This is a genomic window from Paraburkholderia caballeronis (assembly GCF_900104845.1).
GTDB lineage: Bacteria > Pseudomonadota > Gammaproteobacteria > Burkholderiales > Burkholderiaceae > Paraburkholderia > Paraburkholderia caballeronis.
In genome coordinates this window covers 944,569-962,762 of the sequence record NZ_FNSR01000001.1, presented here as the reverse complement: position 1 = coordinate 962,762, position 18,194 = coordinate 944,569, and the positions used below count along the sequence as shown (strand labels likewise).

Here is an 18,194-nt window from a genome sequence, read left to right as displayed (position 1 = left end):
GGCGCGCCGCCCGGCCGCCCGCGCGCATCCGCGACGCGGCCGGGCCGACCCCGACTGCCGGCCCGCAAGACAACCCGCGCCTTCGCGCGCTATCAGACCGACGAGCCATGCCACGTTTTGCCCACATCTTCGAAGCCGCAGCGGACACTCTCAACGCGTATTACCAGGCCGTTGCGGAAGTGAACATCGACACCTTGATGGGCTTGTGGATCGACGAGGAGTTCGTCAGCTGCATCTGCCCGGACGGCTCGCATCTGCATGGGCTGTCGAACATCCGCTCGGGTCTCGCGTCGCAGCTCGAAGCGGCGCCGGTGTCGATCGAGCCGCTCGACATCCGCGTGTACGACAGTCTCGGCACCGTCGTTTATGCGATCGCGGAAGCACACCGGCCGGTCGATCCGGCCGCGGTGCCGACGATGGTGTTCACGACCTACGTGATGGTGCACGAGCGCGGCGAATGGCGAATCGCGCACATCCACGCGAGCCGGATGCCCGATTCGGCCGCGAGCCAGTTCGCGGCGAAACTGCGCCATGGCGCGGGCGCGCTGCACTGAGCGTGCGCGGCGGGTGACGCGGGCATGAGCACCATGCAGCAGAATCCGTCCGGTCGCGGCGCGTCGCCGGACGCAGGCGAGCCGAGGCAGACCGCGCCGCACCGTCCCGCATCCGCGCCGTCGTACCGCGCGCCGCTGTGGCTCGTCGGCCCGCACGCGCAGACCATCGTGCCGGCGCTGTTCTCCAGGCTGCCGGACGTCGCCTACCGGCGCGAACGCTGGGACACGCCGGACGGCGACTTCATCGAACTCGACTGGGCGAACGACGCGGCCACGCCCGCGCCGCCGCCGGACGCGCCGCTCTTCGTGCTGTTCCATGGGCTCGAAGGCGGCTCCGGCTCGCACTATGCGCGCGCGTTGACCGCCGCCGCCCAGGCGCGCGGCTGGCATGCGGTGATCCCGCACTTCCGCAGTTGCAGCGGCCCGCTGAACCTGCTGCCGCGCTTCTATCACCTCGCCGACGCGAACGAAGTCGACTGGGTGCTGCGCCGGCTCGCCGCCCAGCATCGCGGGCCGGTCGTCGCGGCGGGCGTGTCGCTCGGCGGCAACGTGCTGCTGCACTGGCTCGCGCAGCGCCGCGAGGAGGCGTCGGTCGTGGCCGCCGCCGCCGCGATCTCCGCGCCGCTCGACGTGCACGCGGGCGGCGCAATGCTGTCGCGCGGCTTCGGCATGGTGTACACGCGCAGCTTCCTGAAGACGCTGAAGGTGAAGGCGATGCGCAAGCTCGAACAGTACCCGGGCCTGTTCGATCCGCAGGCGATGCTCGCGAGCCGCACGATGTTCGAGTTCGACGACGTCGTCACCGCGCCGCTGCACGGCTTTCGCAACGCGCACGACTACTGGACGCGCGCGACCGTGCGGCCGCTGCTCGGCGAGATCGTCGTGCCGACGCTCGTGCTGAACGCGCGCAACGATCCGTTCCTGCCCGGCCGCGTGCTGCCCGCGCGCGCCGACGTCGGTCCGGCCATCGAACTCGACCAGCCGAAGCACGGCGGCCATGTCGGCTTCATGACCGGGCCGTTCCCGGGCCGCTACCAGTGGCTCACGCAACGCGTGCTCGGTTATTTCGCGCCGTTCGTCCAGCATGGATGAGATCGTCAAACAGGCGCTCGCGCGCTGGCCGAACGTGCCGCACTGCACCGGCTGGCTGCGGCTCGACGCGCGCGGCAACTGGCGCATGCGCGACGAGGCCGCGCAGGCGCAGCGCGCGCCCGGCACGCCGATCCGCCATGCGGCGCTGCTCGGCTTCATCAACCGCAACTACGAATGCGACGACGACGGCCAGTGGTTCTTCCAGAACGGGCCGCAGCGCGTGTACGTCGAACTCGAATACACGCCGTGGGTCGTGCGGCTGTCGCGCGACGACGGCGGTCTGCCCGTGTTCACCGACCAGACCGGCCAGCCGTTCGTGCCGGCCGCCGCGTTCGTCGACGACGCGGGCAGCGTGCTGTTCGCGGACGGTTCGACGCCGGAGCGCATCGCAGTGCTGCACGATCACGATCTCGGACTGTTCTCGGAACATGCGGAACTCGCGGACGATGGCAGCGGCGGCACGTTCCACTGGCGCGAGGACGTCGCGCTGAGCTTGCAGCCGGTGCTGCGCGATGAAGTGGCGAAGCGGTTCGGGTTCGTTGCAAGCCCCGCCGACGCGGCGCAACACGGCTAACGCCGCCCCGCGTCACCCCCGGTCCTTCTCGTCCTCGCGCTCTTCCTTGTAGCGCGTCTCGAACTCGTGCAGCCGCGCATCGATCTTCGACAGGTCGTAGTAGCCGACCGTCTTCATGTCGCGCGCTTCCTTCAACTGCCGGATCGCGGACGGCCACGCGCCGTCGAGCGCGAACTTCTCCGCGAGCGCGCGGCGCTGCGCGAGCCCGTCGCCCACCCCGACGCTCGCCTGCGCGAGATACTGCCACCACGCGGGCTGCGACGGCTCCGCCTGCGTTTCGTGCAGCGCGAGCGCCTGCGCCTGCGCGAACTTCCGCGCGCCGAGCAGCGATTGCAGCAGCGCGTCGGTCGCCGCGTGCGAATCCGGCCACGCGCGGCGCGCCGCCGTCGCGAGTTGCACCGCGTCGTCGTTGCGGCCCGCGCGGCGCGCGATGTCGGCCGCGAGCACGTCGAGACTGGGCGAACTGCGCACGCTCGCGCCCTCTTCGGATTCGAACGCGACGAACGCCTGGCGCGCGTTCGCGAGCGACGCGGCCGCGTCGTCGTAACGCTCGATCAGCATCTGCGCGAACGCGATCCCATACCAGTTCGCCGCGACGTTCACCGCCGTGCGGTCCTCGATCTCCGAGCGCAGCCGCGCGATCTGGTCGAGATGGTCGGTGCGCGAGCGGTCCTGCAACACCCGCACGCGCGCGCGCACGAACGCGTACTCGGGCGCCTGGCGCGGCTGCCGGTACGACGTGCGGCGCGCGCGATCCTCCATGTCCGCGATCCGTTCGACTGTCAGCGGGTGCGTGCGCGCATACGCTGGGACGCCCGCGTCGCCCATCGACGCGCGGTCGAGCCGCTCGAAGAACGCGACCATCCCGTACGGGTCGTAACCCGCGCCGTTCAGCAACTGGAAACCGACGCGGTCCGCCTCGTGCTCGGCCGCGCGCGAGAAGCGCAACTGGCTGTCAACCGCATACGCCTGACCGCCGATCGCGATCGCGCTGCCGAGGTCGCCGCTGCGCGCGAGCACGCCGGCCAGCACGCCGAGCAGCATTCCCGCGAGCGCGGTGTAGCCGTTGCGGTCGTTCTGCGCGAGCATCCGCGCGATATGCCGCTGCAATACGTGGCCCATCTCGTGCGCGAGCACCGACGCCAGTTCGGACTCGGTCTGCGTCGCGACGATGAGCCCGGTGTTCACGCCGATGAAGCCGCCCGGCAGCGAGAACGCGTTGATCTGCCCGTCGCGCATCGCGAACAGATCGAAGTCCGGACGATAGCCGCCGACGAACTGCGCGCTCGCCGCCGCCGACAGCTTCGCCGCGACCGAATTCAGGTAGTCGCGCACGAGCCAGTCGCCGACGTAATCGGGATCGGTGCGGATCTCGCGCATCACGCGCTCGCCGATCCGGCGCTCGGCCTGCGGCGTCAGCGAGCCGCCGGAGCCGTCGCCGAGATCGGGTAGTTGCGGCACCCATGACAGCGCGCGCAGACTGTCGTTCGCGCGGCTGCCCGGCTGGCCCGAGAAGCGGCTCTGCGCGCCGCCGTAGGTGCCGAACACGCCCGGCGCGATCGAACCGGGCAGCGGGATGTCGGTGTCGTCGTCGAGCGGGCCGCTGACGAGCGCCGGCTGGCCCGGCAGCAGCGATGCGTCGCCGGGCGCGAGCACCGGCGCCGCGCCGGATGCGGCCGGCGCACCGGCCGGCCGCTGCGCGAACGCGCCGGACGGCACCGCGAGCGATGCGCACAACCATGCAGCAAGCAGCCGTTTCACACGCATTGAGACAGGATCGGGGAAGCAGACAATCGGCGCCGCACCCGGGCGCGCGCCGTGCGACCGGACAACCGCTTACGGATTGTAGCCCGACTGTAGCCCGATACTTTCGATGCGGCGACAGCGACACGTCGGCTCCGCGCGCGGCGACAGCCCCTGCGCGCGGCATCGCCGGCGGCGCGGCGCCGCCATGGCGCTGCTATGATAGGCGCCCTCGACGGAGACCCAACATGCCCGAACTCACCCATTTCGATGCAGCCGGCGACGCGCACATGGTCGACGTCGGCGACAAGTCGGAGACGAAGCGCATCGCAGTCGCACGCGGCTCGATCCGCATGCTGCCCGCGACGTTCGCGCTGATCCGCGACGGCCACGCGAAAAAAGGCGACGTGATCGGCGTCGCGCGGATCGCCGCGATCCAGGGCGCGAAGCGCACCGCCGACCTGATCCCGCTGTGCCATCCGCTCGCGCTGACGCGCGTGAAGGTCGATTTCGCGCTGGACGAAGCGCAGTCGGCCGTGCACTGCACCGCGCAGGTCGAGACGTTCGGGCGCACCGGCGTCGAGATGGAGGCGCTGACCGCGGTGCAGGTCGGCTTGCTGACGGTCTACGACATGTGCAAGGCCGTCGATCGCGGGATGACCATCACCGACGTGAAGGTGATGGAAAAACATGGCGGGAAGTCGGGGGATTGGGTGGCGCAAGGCTGATTACGCGATCCGATCCGAGCCGCATCGTCCCGCGAAAAACCCTTTCTTTCCGGCCGCGCCATGACCCACGACGACCTGCTCAAGCAACTACTGGCTTTTCGCGACGCCCGCGACTGGCAGCAATTCCACACACTGCGCAATCTGATCGTATCGACGACGATCGAAGCCGGCGAACTGCTGGAGACGGTGCAGTGGAAGACGGATGCGGACATCGACGCGATGCTGCGCGATCCCGCGCAGCGCAGGAACGTCGAACACGAGTGCGCCGACGTGCTGCTGTATCTGATGCTCGTCGCGCACACGGCCGGCTTCGATCTGCTCGATGCGGCCGCCGAAAAACTCAAGCTGAACGGCGAACGCTATCCGGTCGACAAGGCGAAAGGCGTGTCGACCAAGTATTCGCGGCTTTGATCGACAAACGGACCGGCGATCGCCCGCCGGCCTGTCGCATCGATTCGCGTGCCGCGCGGGCGGCGTTCCATCAATCGGAATCGTCGTCGTCCTCTTCTTCGTCGTCCGACTGCGCCGGCGCCGTGCCATACCGCTTCACCAGTTCCGCCTTGAACGCGGCCAGCGACTTGTGTTCGTCGACGAGCCCGTACACCGCCGACAACTGCGTCGGCCAGTCGTGCAGTTCGGTCGAGAAAATCTTCAGCCGGTCCATCGTGTCGAACGCGCCGGCCGTATCGCCGCTCAACGCCTGCAACACGGCATAACGGCGCAACACCGTCTCGCCGGGCAGCAGCGCGATCGCGCGTTCGTGCGCGGCGAGCTTCATCGGCAGGTTGTCGGCCGTCATCGGCAGCAGCGTGGCCATCCCGTAGTCGCCCCACGGCTGGAACAGGAACGACGGCGCATTGCCGTATTGCTCGGCCGGATGCGAACCGTAATACAGCACCTCGGAGCGGTTGTAGTCGCGCAGCACCGGATATAGCGACGCAAGCCCGCCGAGCACGAGTACCGCATACACGGCCGCCGACACGCGCGGCGGCACGAACCGCAGCGGCCGGCCTTCGAGCAGGCCGAACAGGAACATCGCCGGCAGCAGGAAAAACAGATACTGCTGCGGATATTCGACCAGCGCGTGCATCACGAGCGCGCCGATCAGCGCGAAGCCGAACACGCGTTCCGGCGCGTGCGGCACGCGCAGCGCGCGCACGAACCACGCGACGAGGCCGAGCACCGCGATCGCGATGCCGATCAGCCCGGTCTTCGCGAGCAGGTCGATGAAGATGTCGTGCGCGTTGTTCGCGATCTCGACGCCGCCGAGCGCCTTCACCAGTTCGAACTGATGGATCGGAAAATCGCCCCAGCCGACGCCCAGCAGCGGGTGCGTCTTGAACATCGTCAGGCCATAGCGCCACAGCGCGATGCGCGGCGCGATCTGGCCGGCGTCCTTGAAGCGGTCGGCGGCCGACTGGTCCAGTTGCAGGTCGTAGCGGATGTTGGCCCAGCGCACGAACGCGTTCACCGCGACAAAGATCGCGAGCAGCACGATCGGCAGCAGCCACGCGCGCGCGTCGCGTCGACGGCTGCCGTCATGTCCCGCACCGACGAGCGCCATCCAGAAACCGGCGACGACGATCACCGCGATCTGCAACCACGGTCCGCGCGACACCGTCAGCGCGAGCCCGCCCGAGAACACCGCCGACAGCACCAGCCACAGCAGCACGTTGAGCCGCCGCGTCTGCACGAGGTACAGCGCGGCGGCGACCGCGAACGCGATGTAGGTCGCGAGGTGGTTCGCCTGCGCCATGTTGCCGAACGGCCGCCGCTCGACCGTGAAGTTGTACGCGACGACGAACGGCGTGACGATCTTCTCCCAGTGAAACAGCTGGACGATCTGGCAGCCCACCGAGAACACGCCGCCGAACAGCAATGCAAACGCGATCCAGCGCATCGCCGCCGGCACCTGCTGCGTGCGCGCGATCCCATAACCGGCATGCGTCGCCATCAGCGCCGCGAGCAGATAACCGGCGCCGAGCCAGTTCATCGCGGGCATCGCGACCGGCAGCACGATCGTCTGCGCGATCAGCAGCAGCCCGAACCCGAGCGGCACCAGCGCGACCCGCGGCGACGCGAACGGCACGACCGGACGCGCGGACCGCACGAGCAGCAGCACGGCCGCGCCGACGAGCAGATGCGTCGTCAGCGCGGTGAACTCGGCATAGAACGTCGGAATCGGGTACGTGTGGTTCGGAACTGCGTACGGCAGCGTAAACGCGGCGGCCAGCAGGATGAATGTAAGGTAGCGCGCAAAGGATGAAGGCATGGAGAACCGGGAACGTCGGGAACCGGCGCACTATACAAAACTTTTCCGCGTCTGTGCGGCCCAGGCCGGTCGCGTTCCGGCGCGAGCCTGCTTCCCGTCGTTCCGTTGCTCTCCCGCCTTTCGCGTCATCGATTCGCGATTCCGCTCGCTGCGCCGCACGGCCTCGCCCCCACAGCCACACCAGGCGTCCCGCTATGCGCGACACTCCGGCGGCGCGAGATTCGACGGCAGCGTCGCCGCATCGGCGGGCATCGGCCCCGAGCCCGGCGCGCCGAGCGACGACGCGGACTTGCCTCCCGTGAAGCATTCCCACGTGATCGCCCCGCCCTGCACGGTGCCCTGCGCGAGCGCGACGCGCGCGGTCGGCGCGTCCGCGTTGTCCGGCACCGACGGCACGAGCACCAGCGTATTCGAGCCGGCCGGCGCGACGCGGGTCGTGAAGGCGATCGCGATCTGGCCGGTCGTGTCGTCGATCTGGATCGAGTCCACGTTGCGCGTCGAAGGCGGCGTCGAGTAACCCGCTCCGAACGCATTGCCGCTCGCCGCGTTCTCGGCCACCGCGAGCCGCGCCGACGACGCGAGCGACAGCCCCTCGCCGACCCGGCTGCGCGCGAGATAGTCCTGATACGCGGGGATCGCGTAAGCGGCGATCACACCGACGATCGCGAGCACGATCATCAGTTCGATCAACGTGAACCCCCTCGGCAGCCAGCGACGGGCAAAGCGCATCAGCCAGCGCGGCAACGGCGGGGTCGGTCCGACAGCGGTTACGATCATTTCCAGGGCTCCTGAAGCCAAAAACGCCGGCCCGAGAGTGGACCGGCGTTTCGATCGTAACGGCCGCGTCGTGCGCTGCGCAGTCGGCCTCAAGATGTAGGCGCGCGACTGTCAGAGTAGACGCGCGCCGAATGCTCACTGCGGCTCGGCCGGGTGCGCCGCCGCGCGGCGCGCATTGCGCCGCTTCAGCAGATGACCGAGCGCGACGACGAACACCGCACCCGCGATGCTCATCCCATATTCGGCGGCCGGCGTGTCGAGCAGCGGCCAGCGGTCGCCGGCCGGGTCGTTGACGATCAGCCCGCCCGCGATCCAGCCGAGCAGCGCGGCGCCGAGCGTGACGACGATCGGGAAACGATCGAGCAGCTTCAGCACCAACTGGCTGCCCCACACGATCAGCGGAATGCTGACCATCAGCCCGAAGATCACGAGCGCGATCCGATGCTGCGGATCGGCTGCCTCGGCCGCGCCCGCGATCGCGATGACGTTGTCGAGGCTCATCACCGCATCCGCGACGATGATCGTCTTGATCGCGCCGATCAGCTTGTCCGCCGGCTTCACGTTCGCGTGTTCGAGATGCGCGGGCGCGAGCAGCCGCACGCCGATCCACAGCAGCAGCAGACCGCCCGCGAACTTCAGCAGCGGCACGTTCAGCAGCACCACCGCGAACGCGATCAGTGCGACGCGCAGCGCGATCGCGCCGGCCGTCCCCCACAGGATCCCGCGCAGGCGCTGCTGCGCGGGCAGATCGCGACACGCGAGCGCGATCACGACCGCGTTGTCGCCGCCGAGCAGGATGTCGATGACGATGATCTGGAAGACTGCGCCCCAGTGGAGCGTCGAAAGGAACTCGAACATAAACGGCGATGTGGGTTGGCGGCCGGAACCGTGCAAAAAGACGGGGCAATAAAAAAGCGAGGAGGCTTTCACGCGCTCCTCGCTTCTGGTCGGAACCCTTGAGAAAGGATTCCGAAAGCATAGCAAAAAAACGGCCGGCGCTCGCGCTGGCCGTCCTTCGCCGTTGTTACAGCACCGACTTCAGCAGGCGGCCCATCTCGGACGGGTTCTTCGTGACCTTGATGCCGCACGCTTCCATGATTTCCAGCTTCGCTTCGGCGGTGTCAGCACCACCCGAGATCAGCGCGCCGGCGTGGCCCATCCGCTTGCCCGGAGGCGCGGTGACACCCGCGATGAAGCCGACGACCGGCTTCTTCATGTTGTCCTTGATCCAGTAAGCGGCGTTCGCTTCGTCCGGACCGCCGATCTCGCCGATCATGATGACGGCGTCCGTGTCCGGATCGTCGTTGAACATCTTCATCACGTCGATGTGCTTCAGACCGTTGATCGGGTCGCCGCCGATACCGACCGCCGACGACTGGCCGAGGCCGAGCGCCGTCAGTTGGCCGACCGCTTCGTACGTCAGCGTGCCCGAGCGCGACACGACGCCGATGCGGCCCTTGCGGTGGATGTGGCCCGGCATGATGCCGATCTTCAGTTCGTCCGGCGTGATCGTGCCCGGGCAGTTCGGCCCGAGCAGCAGCGTCTTGCGGCCTTCGCGACGCATGCGGTCCTTCACTTCGATCATGTCGCGAACCGGAATGCCTTCGGTGATGCAGATCGCGAGGTCGAGGTCGGCTTCGACCGCTTCCCAGATCGCAGCAGCCGCGCCCGCCGGCGGCACGTAGATGACCGACACGGTCGCGCCGGTCTCGGCCTTCGCTTCCTTCACGCTCGCGTAGATCGGAATGCCTTCGAAGTCTTCGCCGGCTTTCTTCGGGTTCACGCCGGCGACAAACGCCTCGCGGCCGTTCGCGTACTCACGGCACGCACGGGTATGGAACTGACCGGTCTTGCCGGTGATGCCCTGCGTGATGACCTTGGTGTCTTTGTTGATCAGAATCGACATGTATTGACCTCTGTTCGTTTGGCGTCGCGCGTCGCACGGACTGCATCGCTGCGAGCAGTCCGCGCGCCATCGCGCCGCCATTCGTATCCGGTGATAAGCGCCTTACTTGCCTTCGGCGGCCGCGACGACCTTCTGCGCAGCCTCTTCCATGCTGTCCGCCGAGATGATCGGCAGGCCGGAATCGGCGAGCATCTTCTTGCCGAGCTCTTCGTTCGTGCCCTTCATGCGCACGACGAGCGGCACCTTCAGGTCCACCGCCTTCGACGCGGCGATCACGCCTTCGGCGATCACGTCGCAGCGCATGATGCCGCCGAAGATGTTCACGAGGATCGCCTTCAGGCCCGGGTTCTTCAGCATCAGCTTGAACGCCTCGGTGACCTTCTCGGTCGTCGCGCCGCCGCCGACGTCGAGGAAGTTCGCCGGTTCGCCGCCGAACAGTTTGATCGTGTCCATCGTCGCCATCGCGAGGCCCGCGCCGTTCACGAGGCAGCCGATGTTGCCGTCGAGCGAGATGTACGCGAGGTCGAACTTCGACGCTTCGACTTCAGCCGGATCTTCTTCGTCCAGATCGCGGTACGCGACGATTTCCGGATGACGGAACAGCGCGTTCGAGTCGAAGTTGAACTTCGCGTCGAGCGCGATCACCTTGCCGTCGCCGGTCAGGATCAGCGGGTTGATTTCGGCGAGCGACGCGTCGGTTTCCCAGAACGCCTTGTACAGACCTTGCAGAATCGCGCGAGCCTGCGGGATCGATGCGTCCGGCACGCCGATCTTCTTCGCGAGATCGTCGGCTTCCGCATCCTGCAGACCCTTCGACGGATCGACGGCGACCTTGTGGATCGCTTCCGGCGTCTTCGCGGCGACTTCTTCGATGTCCATGCCGCCTTCGCTCGAACCCATCACGACGACCTTCTGCGACACGCGGTCGATCACGAGGCCGACATACAGTTCCTTCTTGATGTCCGCGCCTTCTTCGATCAGCAGGCGGTTGACCTTCTGGCCTTCCGCACCCGTCTGATGCGTGACGAGCTGCATGCCGAGGATCTGGTTCGCGTATTCGCGGACCTGGTCCAGCGACTTCGCGACCTTCACGCCACCGCCCTTGCCGCGGCCACCCGCGTGGATCTGCGCCTTGACGACCCAGACCGGGCCGCCCAGCTCTTCAGCGGCCTTGACCGCGTCGTCCACCGAGAACACCGGCGTGCCGCGCGGTACCGCGACTCCGAATTTCCGCAGGATTTCCTTACCCTGGTACTCGTGAATCTTCATGCGTGATTCCCTTCAGTCTGAGAGTTGGATTGAACTTCGATTCCGCTGTCTTTGTTCATGCGCGCCGAGCATCCGCCCCGCCGTCACGGCTCGGGCTGCACTCGGTGCGCAAGCCGGCTTCGTCTGTGCCGCGTTCGATCGAACGCGGCACATGGCCATACCAGCGCGGGTAAAACTGCTGAACCGCCTCGCCGTCGAACCGCAGCGCGTGGCAGCGACCCAACTGGAAAGGCGGCGTGTCGCCGGCGGACGGGCTGCCGCCGGCCGTCTTGCCGATCTCCGGTCCGGACTTGCCGCCCGGCGATCCGTTCCGGGAATCCCACACTTCCCCGGCGAACGCCTGGATCGCGGCGGTCGGCAGCACGCCGCACAGCTCCGTGAGGTGCGTGCAGCCGACCGTGCCGGCGAGGAGCCGGCCCGCTTCGCGGCGGAAATTCTGCAGGAGATTGAGCCCGATAAGGGCACGATAGGCGGGATTGGCGTTCTGGCACTGACCGTCATACGGCACCCAGTCGGACGACGCGTGCGCGTCGACGACATTGAGCTTGCGATCGATCGTGATGCGAAGCCAGAGTTCATGGATCGGCAGGCCATTAGGGCGGACACCGCCGCCGAGCAGCACGTCGCGTGGCTTATGGTCGGTCAGGCACGCGTCGATGTCCCACAGGCCGTCCTCCCGCTCGTATGCGACCGCCCGGATTGCGCGCTGGTGACGCAGCTGGCGGGACACAGGCTGGGGAAGCGGCATGCTTGAGGTAAGACCGGATTGGAAAACCGTTTGATTTTAGCATATCGGGTTTTCGAGACAGCCCGAAGTCGCAGGCGCCGCAGGGGCTTCCCGGCGGCCCGTCAGCCGTCCGCCCAGTCGTCGATGCCTTTCAGAATCTTTCCGATGATTGCGAGCGAAAAACCCCGCGCCGCCAGAAACCGCGCCTGCCGCGCCCGTTCGGCCGGCGTCGCCGGCAGTTGACCGTACTTCTTGCGCCACACCGCCTGCGCCCGGACAAGCTCGGTTTCGCGCAACTGGGCGTCTATCTGCTCGATCAGAGCGTCGCCGACCGCGTGGCGCTTCAGTTCGCTGACGATCCGGTTCGCGCCGGAGCGCGCTGCGCGCCGGTGGACGACGCTTTCCGCGAACCGCGTGTCGGACAGCCAGCCGTCGCGGACGAGCGCGTCGAGCAACGCCTCCAGCGCGTCGGCGTCTTCGGCGAACGGCACCAGCTTGCGGGACAGCTCCGCCCGGCTGTATTCGCGGCGCGACAGATAGGCGAGCGCGCGGCCTTTCAGCGAACGGCCGGGACGTTGGGCATCGGAAGCGGACCGGCGCGCAGCCGAAGAGCCGGACTCGGAATCACGCTCGAAAACATCGCCTTCCGCAGCGCGCCGGCCGGTGGAGAAAGGAGAGCGCCGCGAAGCCCGCGAACTCGACGTGCGCGTTTCGCCGTCCGCACGCGCGTCAGGATGGGTTTCGTCGATGTCGTCGAAAGGATCGCGAACATCGCGCGGCTCACCGCGCGGACCAGCCTCGGCCGTTTCGCCTGACACAGGCGCCACCGGCGCGGACCAGCCCTTGCGGATCACGAGCGGATTACTCTTCTTCGCCCGCGACTTCGACGCCGCCGTCCGTCACGGCGCCCGCCGGCATCGCGCTGACACCCAGCGATTCGCGGATGCGGTTCTCGATCTCGCGCGCGATGTCCGGATTCTCGCGCAGGAATTCACGCGCGTTGTCCTTGCCCTGGCCGATGCGCTCGCCGTTGTAGCTGTACCAGGCGCCCGCCTTGTCGACGATCTTCGCCTGCACGCCGAGGTCGATGACTTCGCCCTGGCGCGAGATGCCCTCGCCGTACAGGATGTCGAACACCGCCTCGCGGAACGGCGGCGCCACCTTGTTCTTGACGACCTTCACCCGCGTTTCGCTGCCGATCACCTCGTCGTTCTTCTTGATCGAGCCGATCCGGCGGATGTCGAGACGCACCGACGCGTAGAACTTCAGTGCATTGCCGCCCGTCGTGGTTTCCGGGTTGCCGAACATCACGCCGATCTTCATCCGGATCTGGTTGATGAAGATGACCATGCAGTTCGTTTTCTTGATCGTGCCGGTCAGCTTGCGCAGCGCCTGCGACATCAGCCGCGCCTGCAGGCCCGGCAGCGAATCGCCCATTTCGCCTTCGATTTCCGCCTTCGGCACGAGCGCCGCGACCGAGTCGATCACGATCATGTCGATCGAGCCCGAGCGCACCAGCGCGTCGGTGATTTCGAGCGCCTGCTCGCCGGTGTCCGGCTGCGAGATCAGCAGTTCCGGCACGTTCACGCCGAGCTTCGACGCGTACTGCACGTCGAGCGCGTGTTCCGCGTCGATGAACGCCGCCGTGCCGCCGAGTTTCTGCATTTCGGCGATCACCTGCAGCGTGAGCGTGGTCTTGCCCGACGATTCCGGACCGTAGATCTCGACCACCCGGCCGCGCGGCAGGCCGCCGACGCCGAGCGCGATGTCGAGGCCGAGCGAGCCGGTGGACACGACCTGAATGTCTTCGACTGCCTCGCCGTCGCCGAGCCGCATGATCGACCCCTTGCCGAACTGCTTTTCGATCTGCGCGAGCGCGGCGGCGAGCGCCTTGCCCTTTTCAGCAGTCAGTCCAGCCGAGCCTTTCTTGCTATCTTCCATGAATCGTCCTTTGCTATGATGAACGGCGTCTGAGGCAGGTGCGCGGCACTTTCCACCCGCCGCGCGCACGAACGCAGACACTGTATAAAAAAACAGTGGTTTTGGCAAGCCCCGGCGAACCGCCGCGCGAGATGACACGCGGCCCACCCGGGCTGCCGCGGCCACGAATCCTCAGGAGACCGCTGCGCGCCGCCCAGCACGGCGCCGGCCACAGCGACGCTGGCGCATCATCATGCGAATTCTCATTGCCGAAGACGACAGCATACTCGCGGACGGACTCGTCCGATCACTCCGCCAGTCGGGCTATGCCGTTGATCACGTGAAGAACGGCATCGAAGCCGACGCCGCGCTGTCGATGCAGGCGTTCGACCTGCTGATCCTCGATCTCGGACTGCCGAAAATGCCCGGCCTCGAAGTGCTGCGCCGCCTGCGCGCGCGGAACTCGAACCTGCCGGTGCTGATCCTCACGGCCGCTGACAGCGTCGACGAGCGCGTGAAGGGCCTCGACCTCGGCGCCGACGACTACATGGCGAAGCCGTTCGCGCTGAACGAACTCGAAGCGCGCGTGCGCGCGCTGACCCGGCGCGGCGCGGGCGGCGGCCCGACCGTCGTGCGACACGGCGCGCTGTCGTTCGATCAGGTCGGGCGGATCGCGCGGATCAACGACCAGGTGCTCGATTTGTCCGCGCGCGAACTCGGCCTGCTCGAAGTGCTGCTGCAACGGCTCGGCCGGCTCGTGTCGAAGGAGCAACTCGTCGATCACCTGTGCGAATGGGGCGAGGAAGTCAGCAACAACGCGATCGAGGTCTACGTCCACCGGCTGCGCAAGAAGCTCGAAGCGGGCGGTGTGCGGATCGTCACCGTGCGCGGCCTCGGCTACTGCCTCGAAAAAGAACCGCCGGCCGGGACGGCCGCCGCAACCGCGGCTGGCGCAACCGCCGGCCCGCCCGCCGCGACCGTCGCCGCGCCGGCCGCGCCGCAAGGCGTGCTGCCGAACGCGCCGCCGGCGGCGATGCCCGCGAGCCACCACTACAAGTAGGCGCCCACGCCGATGGCCGAGCCCGCTCACGCCGCGCATGCCGCCCGGCCAGCCAAGGCCTCCGGCGCCGACACGCCGGGAGCCGACGCCCTCGACGACGAAGCGCGCGACGCCCGCTACGCGAACCCGTTCGCGCCGCCCGACGAAACCGAAGCCGCCGCCGACGCGCGCCCGCGCTCGCTGTTCGGCGAAATTCTCGACTGGATGCTCGCGCCGCTTTTGCTGCTGTGGCCGATGAGCATCGCCGTCACCTATCTGGTCGCGAAGTCGATCGCGAACGGGCCGTTCGACCGCGCGCTCGAAACCGACGCCTACGTGCTCGCGCGGCAGATCCATCCGGTGAACGGCGTCGCGGAGCTGTCGCTCGCCGACTCGACGCGCGACTTCCTGCGTGCCGACAACATCGACAGCGTGTTCTACCAAGTGCTCGGCACGCGCGGCGAGTTGATCGGCGGCGACCGCGACATGCCGCTGCCGCACGACGAGGATCGCCCGCCGCCTGGCCTCGTCGAATTCCGCGACGACACGCTGCACGGCATCGACATCCGCGTCGCGTACACGACCGTCGAGTTGCCGCGCACGGCCGGCGCGCAGCCGGTGCTGGTGCAGGTCGCGGAGACGCTCGACAAGCGCCGCCAGCTCGCGAACGACATCATCAAGGGCGTGATCCTGCCGCAGTTCGTGATCCTGCCGCTCGCGATCCTGCTCGTCTGGTTCGGGCTGTCGCGCGGGCTCGCGCCGCTGCACGCGCTGCAGACGAACATCCGCACGCGCCGGCCCGACGACCTGTCGCCGCTCGAAGCGCGCCGCGCGCCGCCCGAAATCGAGCCGCTCGTCACGTCGTTCAACGACCTGCTGACGCGCCTCGAACAGAACATGGAACTGCAGAAGCGTTTCATCGCGGACGCCGCGCACCAGATGAAAACACCGCTCGCCGGCCTGCGCACCCAGGCCGAACTGGCGCTGCGCCAGGACGTGTCGCCCGAAGTACACCGCTCGCTCGAACAGATCGCGACGAGTTCGGAGCACGCGGCGCGCCTCGTCACGCAACTGCTCGCGCTCGCGCGCGCGGAGAACCGGCTGTCCGGCCAGATCTTCACGCCGGTCGACGTAACCGAAGTCGCGCGCCACGCGGTGCGCGACTGGGTGCAGCCGGCGCTCGCGAAGCAGATGGACCTCGGCTACGAAGGCCCCGATGACGACGACGTGCCGGTCGAAGTCGACGGCCATCCGGTGATGCTGCGCGAGATGCTGTCGAACCTGATCGACAACGCGATCCGCTATACGCCGGCGGGCGGGCGGATCACCGTGCGGGTGCGGCCGGAGCCGGCCGCGGGCGTCGCGCATCTGGAGGTCGAGGATACCGGCATCGGCATCCCGGCCGCCGAGCGCGAGCGCGTGATCGAGCGTTTCTACCGGATTCTCGGCCGCGACGGCGACGGCAGCGGGCTAGGCCTCGCGATCGTCCGCGAGATCGCGACGATGCACGGCGGCACGCTGACGATCGACGACAACGTCTATCAGCAGAGCCCGCGTCTTGCCGGCACGCTCGTCAGGATCACGCTGCGGCTGCGCGCGGACCGCGCGTAATGCACGTAACGCGCCGCGAAAACTGACTGCGAAGGGATGGGACTTTCCCTTACACGACGTCCGGAAACGCCCGGATCGTTTCGCTCGCCGCGCGCAGTAACGATCCGTTCGCAGAGTTAAGCAGCCAACTAGACGACGTTGGCAGACGTTTTTGCATCGCACGCCACTTGCGAGCTGCCGACGGGCACGTCAGAACCCCGTAAGTTTCCGTTCCAATAATGCTCCGCAGGACCGCCCCGCCCGGCGGGCCACACGCATATCAATACCGGAGACATTTATGGCAACCGTTGGCGGACAAGTAGCGCATGCGCCGATGACGAAGGACGAGAAGCGCGTGATCTTCGCGTCGTCGCTCGGCACCGTGTTCGAGTGGTACGACTTCTATCTGGCCGGTTCGCTGGCGGCCTTCATCAGCAAGAGCTTTTTCTCCGGCGTCAATCCGACCGCCGGGTTCATCTTCACGCTGCTGGGCTTCGCCGCCGGCTTCGCGGTGCGCCCGTTCGGCGCGATCGTGTTCGGGCGGCTCGGCGACCTCGTCGGCCGCAAGCACACGTTCCTCGTGACCATCGTGATCATGGGCCTGTCGACGTTCGTCGTCGGTTTCCTGCCCGGTTATGCGGCGATCGGCATTGCATCGCCGGTGATCTTCATCGCGATGCGGCTGTTGCAGGGCCTCGCGCTCGGCGGCGAATACGGCGGCGCGGCGACCTACGTCGCCGAGCACGCGCCGGCCGGACGCCGCGGTTACTACACCGCATGGATCCAGACGACCGCGACGCTCGGCCTGTTCCTGTCGCTGCTCGTGATCCTCGGCGTGCGCACGTTCGTCGGCGAAGAGCAGTTCGGCGCATGGGCATGGCGCGTCCCGTTCGTCGCGTCGATCCTGCTGCTCGCGGTGTCCGTGTGGATCCGGCTGCAACTCGACGAGTCGCCGGCGTTCAAGCGGATCAAGGCCGAGGGCAAGGTGTCGAAGGCGCCGCTGACCGAAGCGTTCGGCCAGTGGAAGAACCTGAAGGTCGTGATTCTCGCGCTGTTCGGCTTGACGGCCGGCCAGGCCGTGGTCTGGTACACGGGCCAGTTCTACTCGCTGTTCTTCCTCACGCAAACGCTGAAGGTCGACGGCGCGAGCGCGAACATCCTGATCGCGCTCGCGCTGCTCATCGGCACGCCGTTTTTCCTGCTGTTCGGCGCGCTGTCCGACCGGATCGGCCGCAAGCCGATCATCATGGCCGGCTGCCTGATCGCGGCGCTCGCGTACTTCCCGCTGTTCAAGGCGCTCACGCACTTCGCGAACCCGGCGCTCGAAGCCGCGACGCAGCGCGCGCCGATCGTCGTGATCGCCGATCCGTCCGAGTGCTCGTTCCAGTTCAATCCGGTCGGCACGTCGCGGTTCACGTCGTCGTGCGACATCGCGAAGAGCGCGCTGTCGAAGGCTGGCCTGAACTACTCGAACGTCGCCGCGCCTCCGGGCACGGTTGCGCAGATCAAGGTCGGCGACACGGTGATCGACTCGTTCATCGGCCATGCGGCCGATGCAAAGGAACGCGGCGCGGCATTCGACAAGCAGTTCGCGGACGCGCTGAAGGCGGCGGGTTATCCGCTGAAGGCCGACCCGGCGCAACTGAACTGGCCGATGACGGTGGTGATCCTGACGATCCTCGTGATCTTCGTGACGATGGTGTACGGGCCGATCGCGGCGATGCTGGTCGAGATGTTCCCGACCCGGATCCGCTACACGTCGATGTCGCTGCCGTACCACGTGGGCAACGGCTGGTTCGGCGGCTTCCTGCCGGCGACCGCGTTCGCGATCGTCGCGGCGCAGGGCAACATTTACTCGGGGTTGTGGTATCCGATCGTGATCGCGCTGGTGACGTTCGTGATCGGCATGCTGTTCGTGAAGGAGACCAAGGACTCGGACATCTACGCTCAGGATTGAGCGAGGTCTGCCAGGCCGGTTCTGTCGCGGGGGATCTGCGCTCCCC

Annotated in this window: 17 protein-coding genes; 8 read left to right on the top strand and 9 right to left on the bottom strand. The window is 67.6% G+C overall.

What is annotated here, in order from left to right; all coding sequences use genetic code 11:
- Nucleotides 1–107: 107 nt before the first annotated feature.
- The 3 genes from BLV92_RS04230 to BLV92_RS04220 are packed head-to-tail and all read left to right on the top strand — an operon-like array spanning nt 108 to nt 2,220.
- Entirely contained in the window at nt 108–554 is a 447-nt protein-coding gene (locus BLV92_RS04230; protein ID WP_090542532.1) for a nuclear transport factor 2 family protein, read from the top strand.
- Between the two features lie 33 nt (nt 555–587).
- The gene (locus tag BLV92_RS04225; RefSeq protein WP_090546816.1) at nt 588–1,646 is read left to right on the top strand and encodes a hydrolase; all 1,059 of its coding nucleotides are present in this window, start codon (nt 588–590) and stop codon (nt 1,644–1,646) included.
- Nucleotides 1,639–2,220, top strand: a complete 582-nt coding sequence (locus BLV92_RS04220) for a DUF2946 family protein (protein ID WP_090542530.1) — start codon at nt 1,639–1,641, stop codon at nt 2,218–2,220. Before BLV92_RS04225 ends, BLV92_RS04220 begins: the two co-directional genes overlap by 8 nt.
- A 12-nt stretch (nt 2,221–2,232) precedes the next feature.
- On the opposite strand, the gene BLV92_RS04215 is transcribed toward BLV92_RS04220, so the two are convergent.
- Nucleotides 2,233–3,987, bottom strand: coding sequence for a M48 family metalloprotease (locus BLV92_RS04215; RefSeq protein ID WP_090542528.1), 1,755 nt, complete (start codon nt 3,985–3,987; stop codon nt 2,233–2,235).
- Between the two features lie 224 nt (nt 3,988–4,211).
- On the opposite strand from BLV92_RS04215, the gene moaC reads away from it, so the two are divergent.
- Together moaC and BLV92_RS04205 are read left to right on the top strand one after the other, a co-directional pair.
- Entirely contained in the window at nt 4,212–4,691 is a 480-nt protein-coding gene (gene moaC, locus BLV92_RS04210) for a cyclic pyranopterin monophosphate synthase MoaC (protein WP_090542526.1), read from the top strand.
- A gap of 60 nt (nt 4,692–4,751) precedes the next feature.
- Complete coding sequence (locus tag BLV92_RS04205) at nt 4,752–5,102, top strand: nucleotide pyrophosphohydrolase (protein WP_090542524.1); 351 nt, start codon at nt 4,752–4,754, stop codon at nt 5,100–5,102.
- Between the two features lie 70 nt (nt 5,103–5,172).
- On the opposite strand, the gene BLV92_RS04200 is transcribed toward BLV92_RS04205, so the two are convergent.
- The 8 genes from BLV92_RS04200 to recA form a co-directional block, all read right to left on the bottom strand.
- The gene (locus BLV92_RS04200; protein ID WP_090542522.1) at nt 5,173–6,963 is read right to left on the bottom strand and encodes a PglL family O-oligosaccharyltransferase; all 1,791 of its coding nucleotides are present in this window, start codon (nt 6,961–6,963) and stop codon (nt 5,173–5,175) included.
- A 192-nt stretch (nt 6,964–7,155) separates the two neighbouring features.
- Nucleotides 7,156–7,692 carry a pilin gene (locus tag BLV92_RS04195; protein WP_208325585.1) on the bottom strand — a complete coding sequence of 179 codons (537 nt, stop codon included), beginning with the start codon at nt 7,690–7,692 and terminating at the stop codon, nt 7,156–7,158.
- A gap of 183 nt (nt 7,693–7,875) precedes the next feature.
- Complete coding sequence (locus BLV92_RS04190; protein ID WP_090542518.1) at nt 7,876–8,598, bottom strand: TerC family protein; 723 nt, start codon at nt 8,596–8,598, stop codon at nt 7,876–7,878.
- 166 nt (nt 8,599–8,764) lie between these two features.
- Nucleotides 8,765–9,646, bottom strand: coding sequence for a succinate--CoA ligase subunit alpha (sucD, locus tag BLV92_RS04185; protein WP_090542516.1), 882 nt, complete (start codon nt 9,644–9,646; stop codon nt 8,765–8,767).
- Between the two features lie 102 nt (nt 9,647–9,748).
- Nucleotides 9,749–10,915: an ADP-forming succinate--CoA ligase subunit beta gene (gene sucC / locus BLV92_RS04180; RefSeq protein ID WP_090542514.1), complete on the bottom strand. Its 1,167-nt coding sequence runs from the start codon at nt 10,913–10,915 to the stop codon at nt 9,749–9,751.
- A 55-nt stretch (nt 10,916–10,970) separates the two neighbouring features.
- Nucleotides 10,971–11,663 (bottom strand): DUF2889 domain-containing protein, encoded by a 693-nt coding sequence (locus BLV92_RS04175; RefSeq protein ID WP_090542512.1) that lies wholly within the window; start codon nt 11,661–11,663, stop codon nt 10,971–10,973.
- A 101-nt stretch (nt 11,664–11,764) separates the two neighbouring features.
- Nucleotides 11,765–12,496: a recombination regulator RecX gene (recX, locus tag BLV92_RS04170; RefSeq protein WP_090542510.1), complete on the bottom strand. Its 732-nt coding sequence runs from the start codon at nt 12,494–12,496 to the stop codon at nt 11,765–11,767.
- A 7-nt stretch (nt 12,497–12,503) separates the two neighbouring features.
- Nucleotides 12,504–13,583: a recombinase RecA gene (recA, locus tag BLV92_RS04165; RefSeq protein WP_090542508.1), complete on the bottom strand. Its 1,080-nt coding sequence runs from the start codon at nt 13,581–13,583 to the stop codon at nt 12,504–12,506.
- A gap of 232 nt (nt 13,584–13,815) precedes the next feature.
- Between recA and BLV92_RS04160 the strand changes: the two genes are divergently transcribed.
- The 3 genes from BLV92_RS04160 (at nt 13,816) to BLV92_RS04150 (ending at nt 18,148) form a co-directional block, all read left to right on the top strand.
- Nucleotides 13,816–14,622 carry a response regulator transcription factor gene (locus BLV92_RS04160; protein WP_090542507.1) on the top strand — a complete coding sequence of 269 codons (807 nt, stop codon included), beginning with the start codon at nt 13,816–13,818 and terminating at the stop codon, nt 14,620–14,622.
- Between the two features lie 12 nt (nt 14,623–14,634).
- Nucleotides 14,635–16,212: a sensor histidine kinase gene (locus BLV92_RS04155; RefSeq protein ID WP_090542505.1), complete on the top strand. Its 1,578-nt coding sequence runs from the start codon at nt 14,635–14,637 to the stop codon at nt 16,210–16,212.
- Between the two features lie 277 nt (nt 16,213–16,489).
- Complete coding sequence (locus tag BLV92_RS04150; RefSeq protein WP_090542503.1) at nt 16,490–18,148, top strand: MFS transporter; 1,659 nt, start codon at nt 16,490–16,492, stop codon at nt 18,146–18,148.
- Nucleotides 18,149–18,194: the final 46 nt, after the last annotated feature.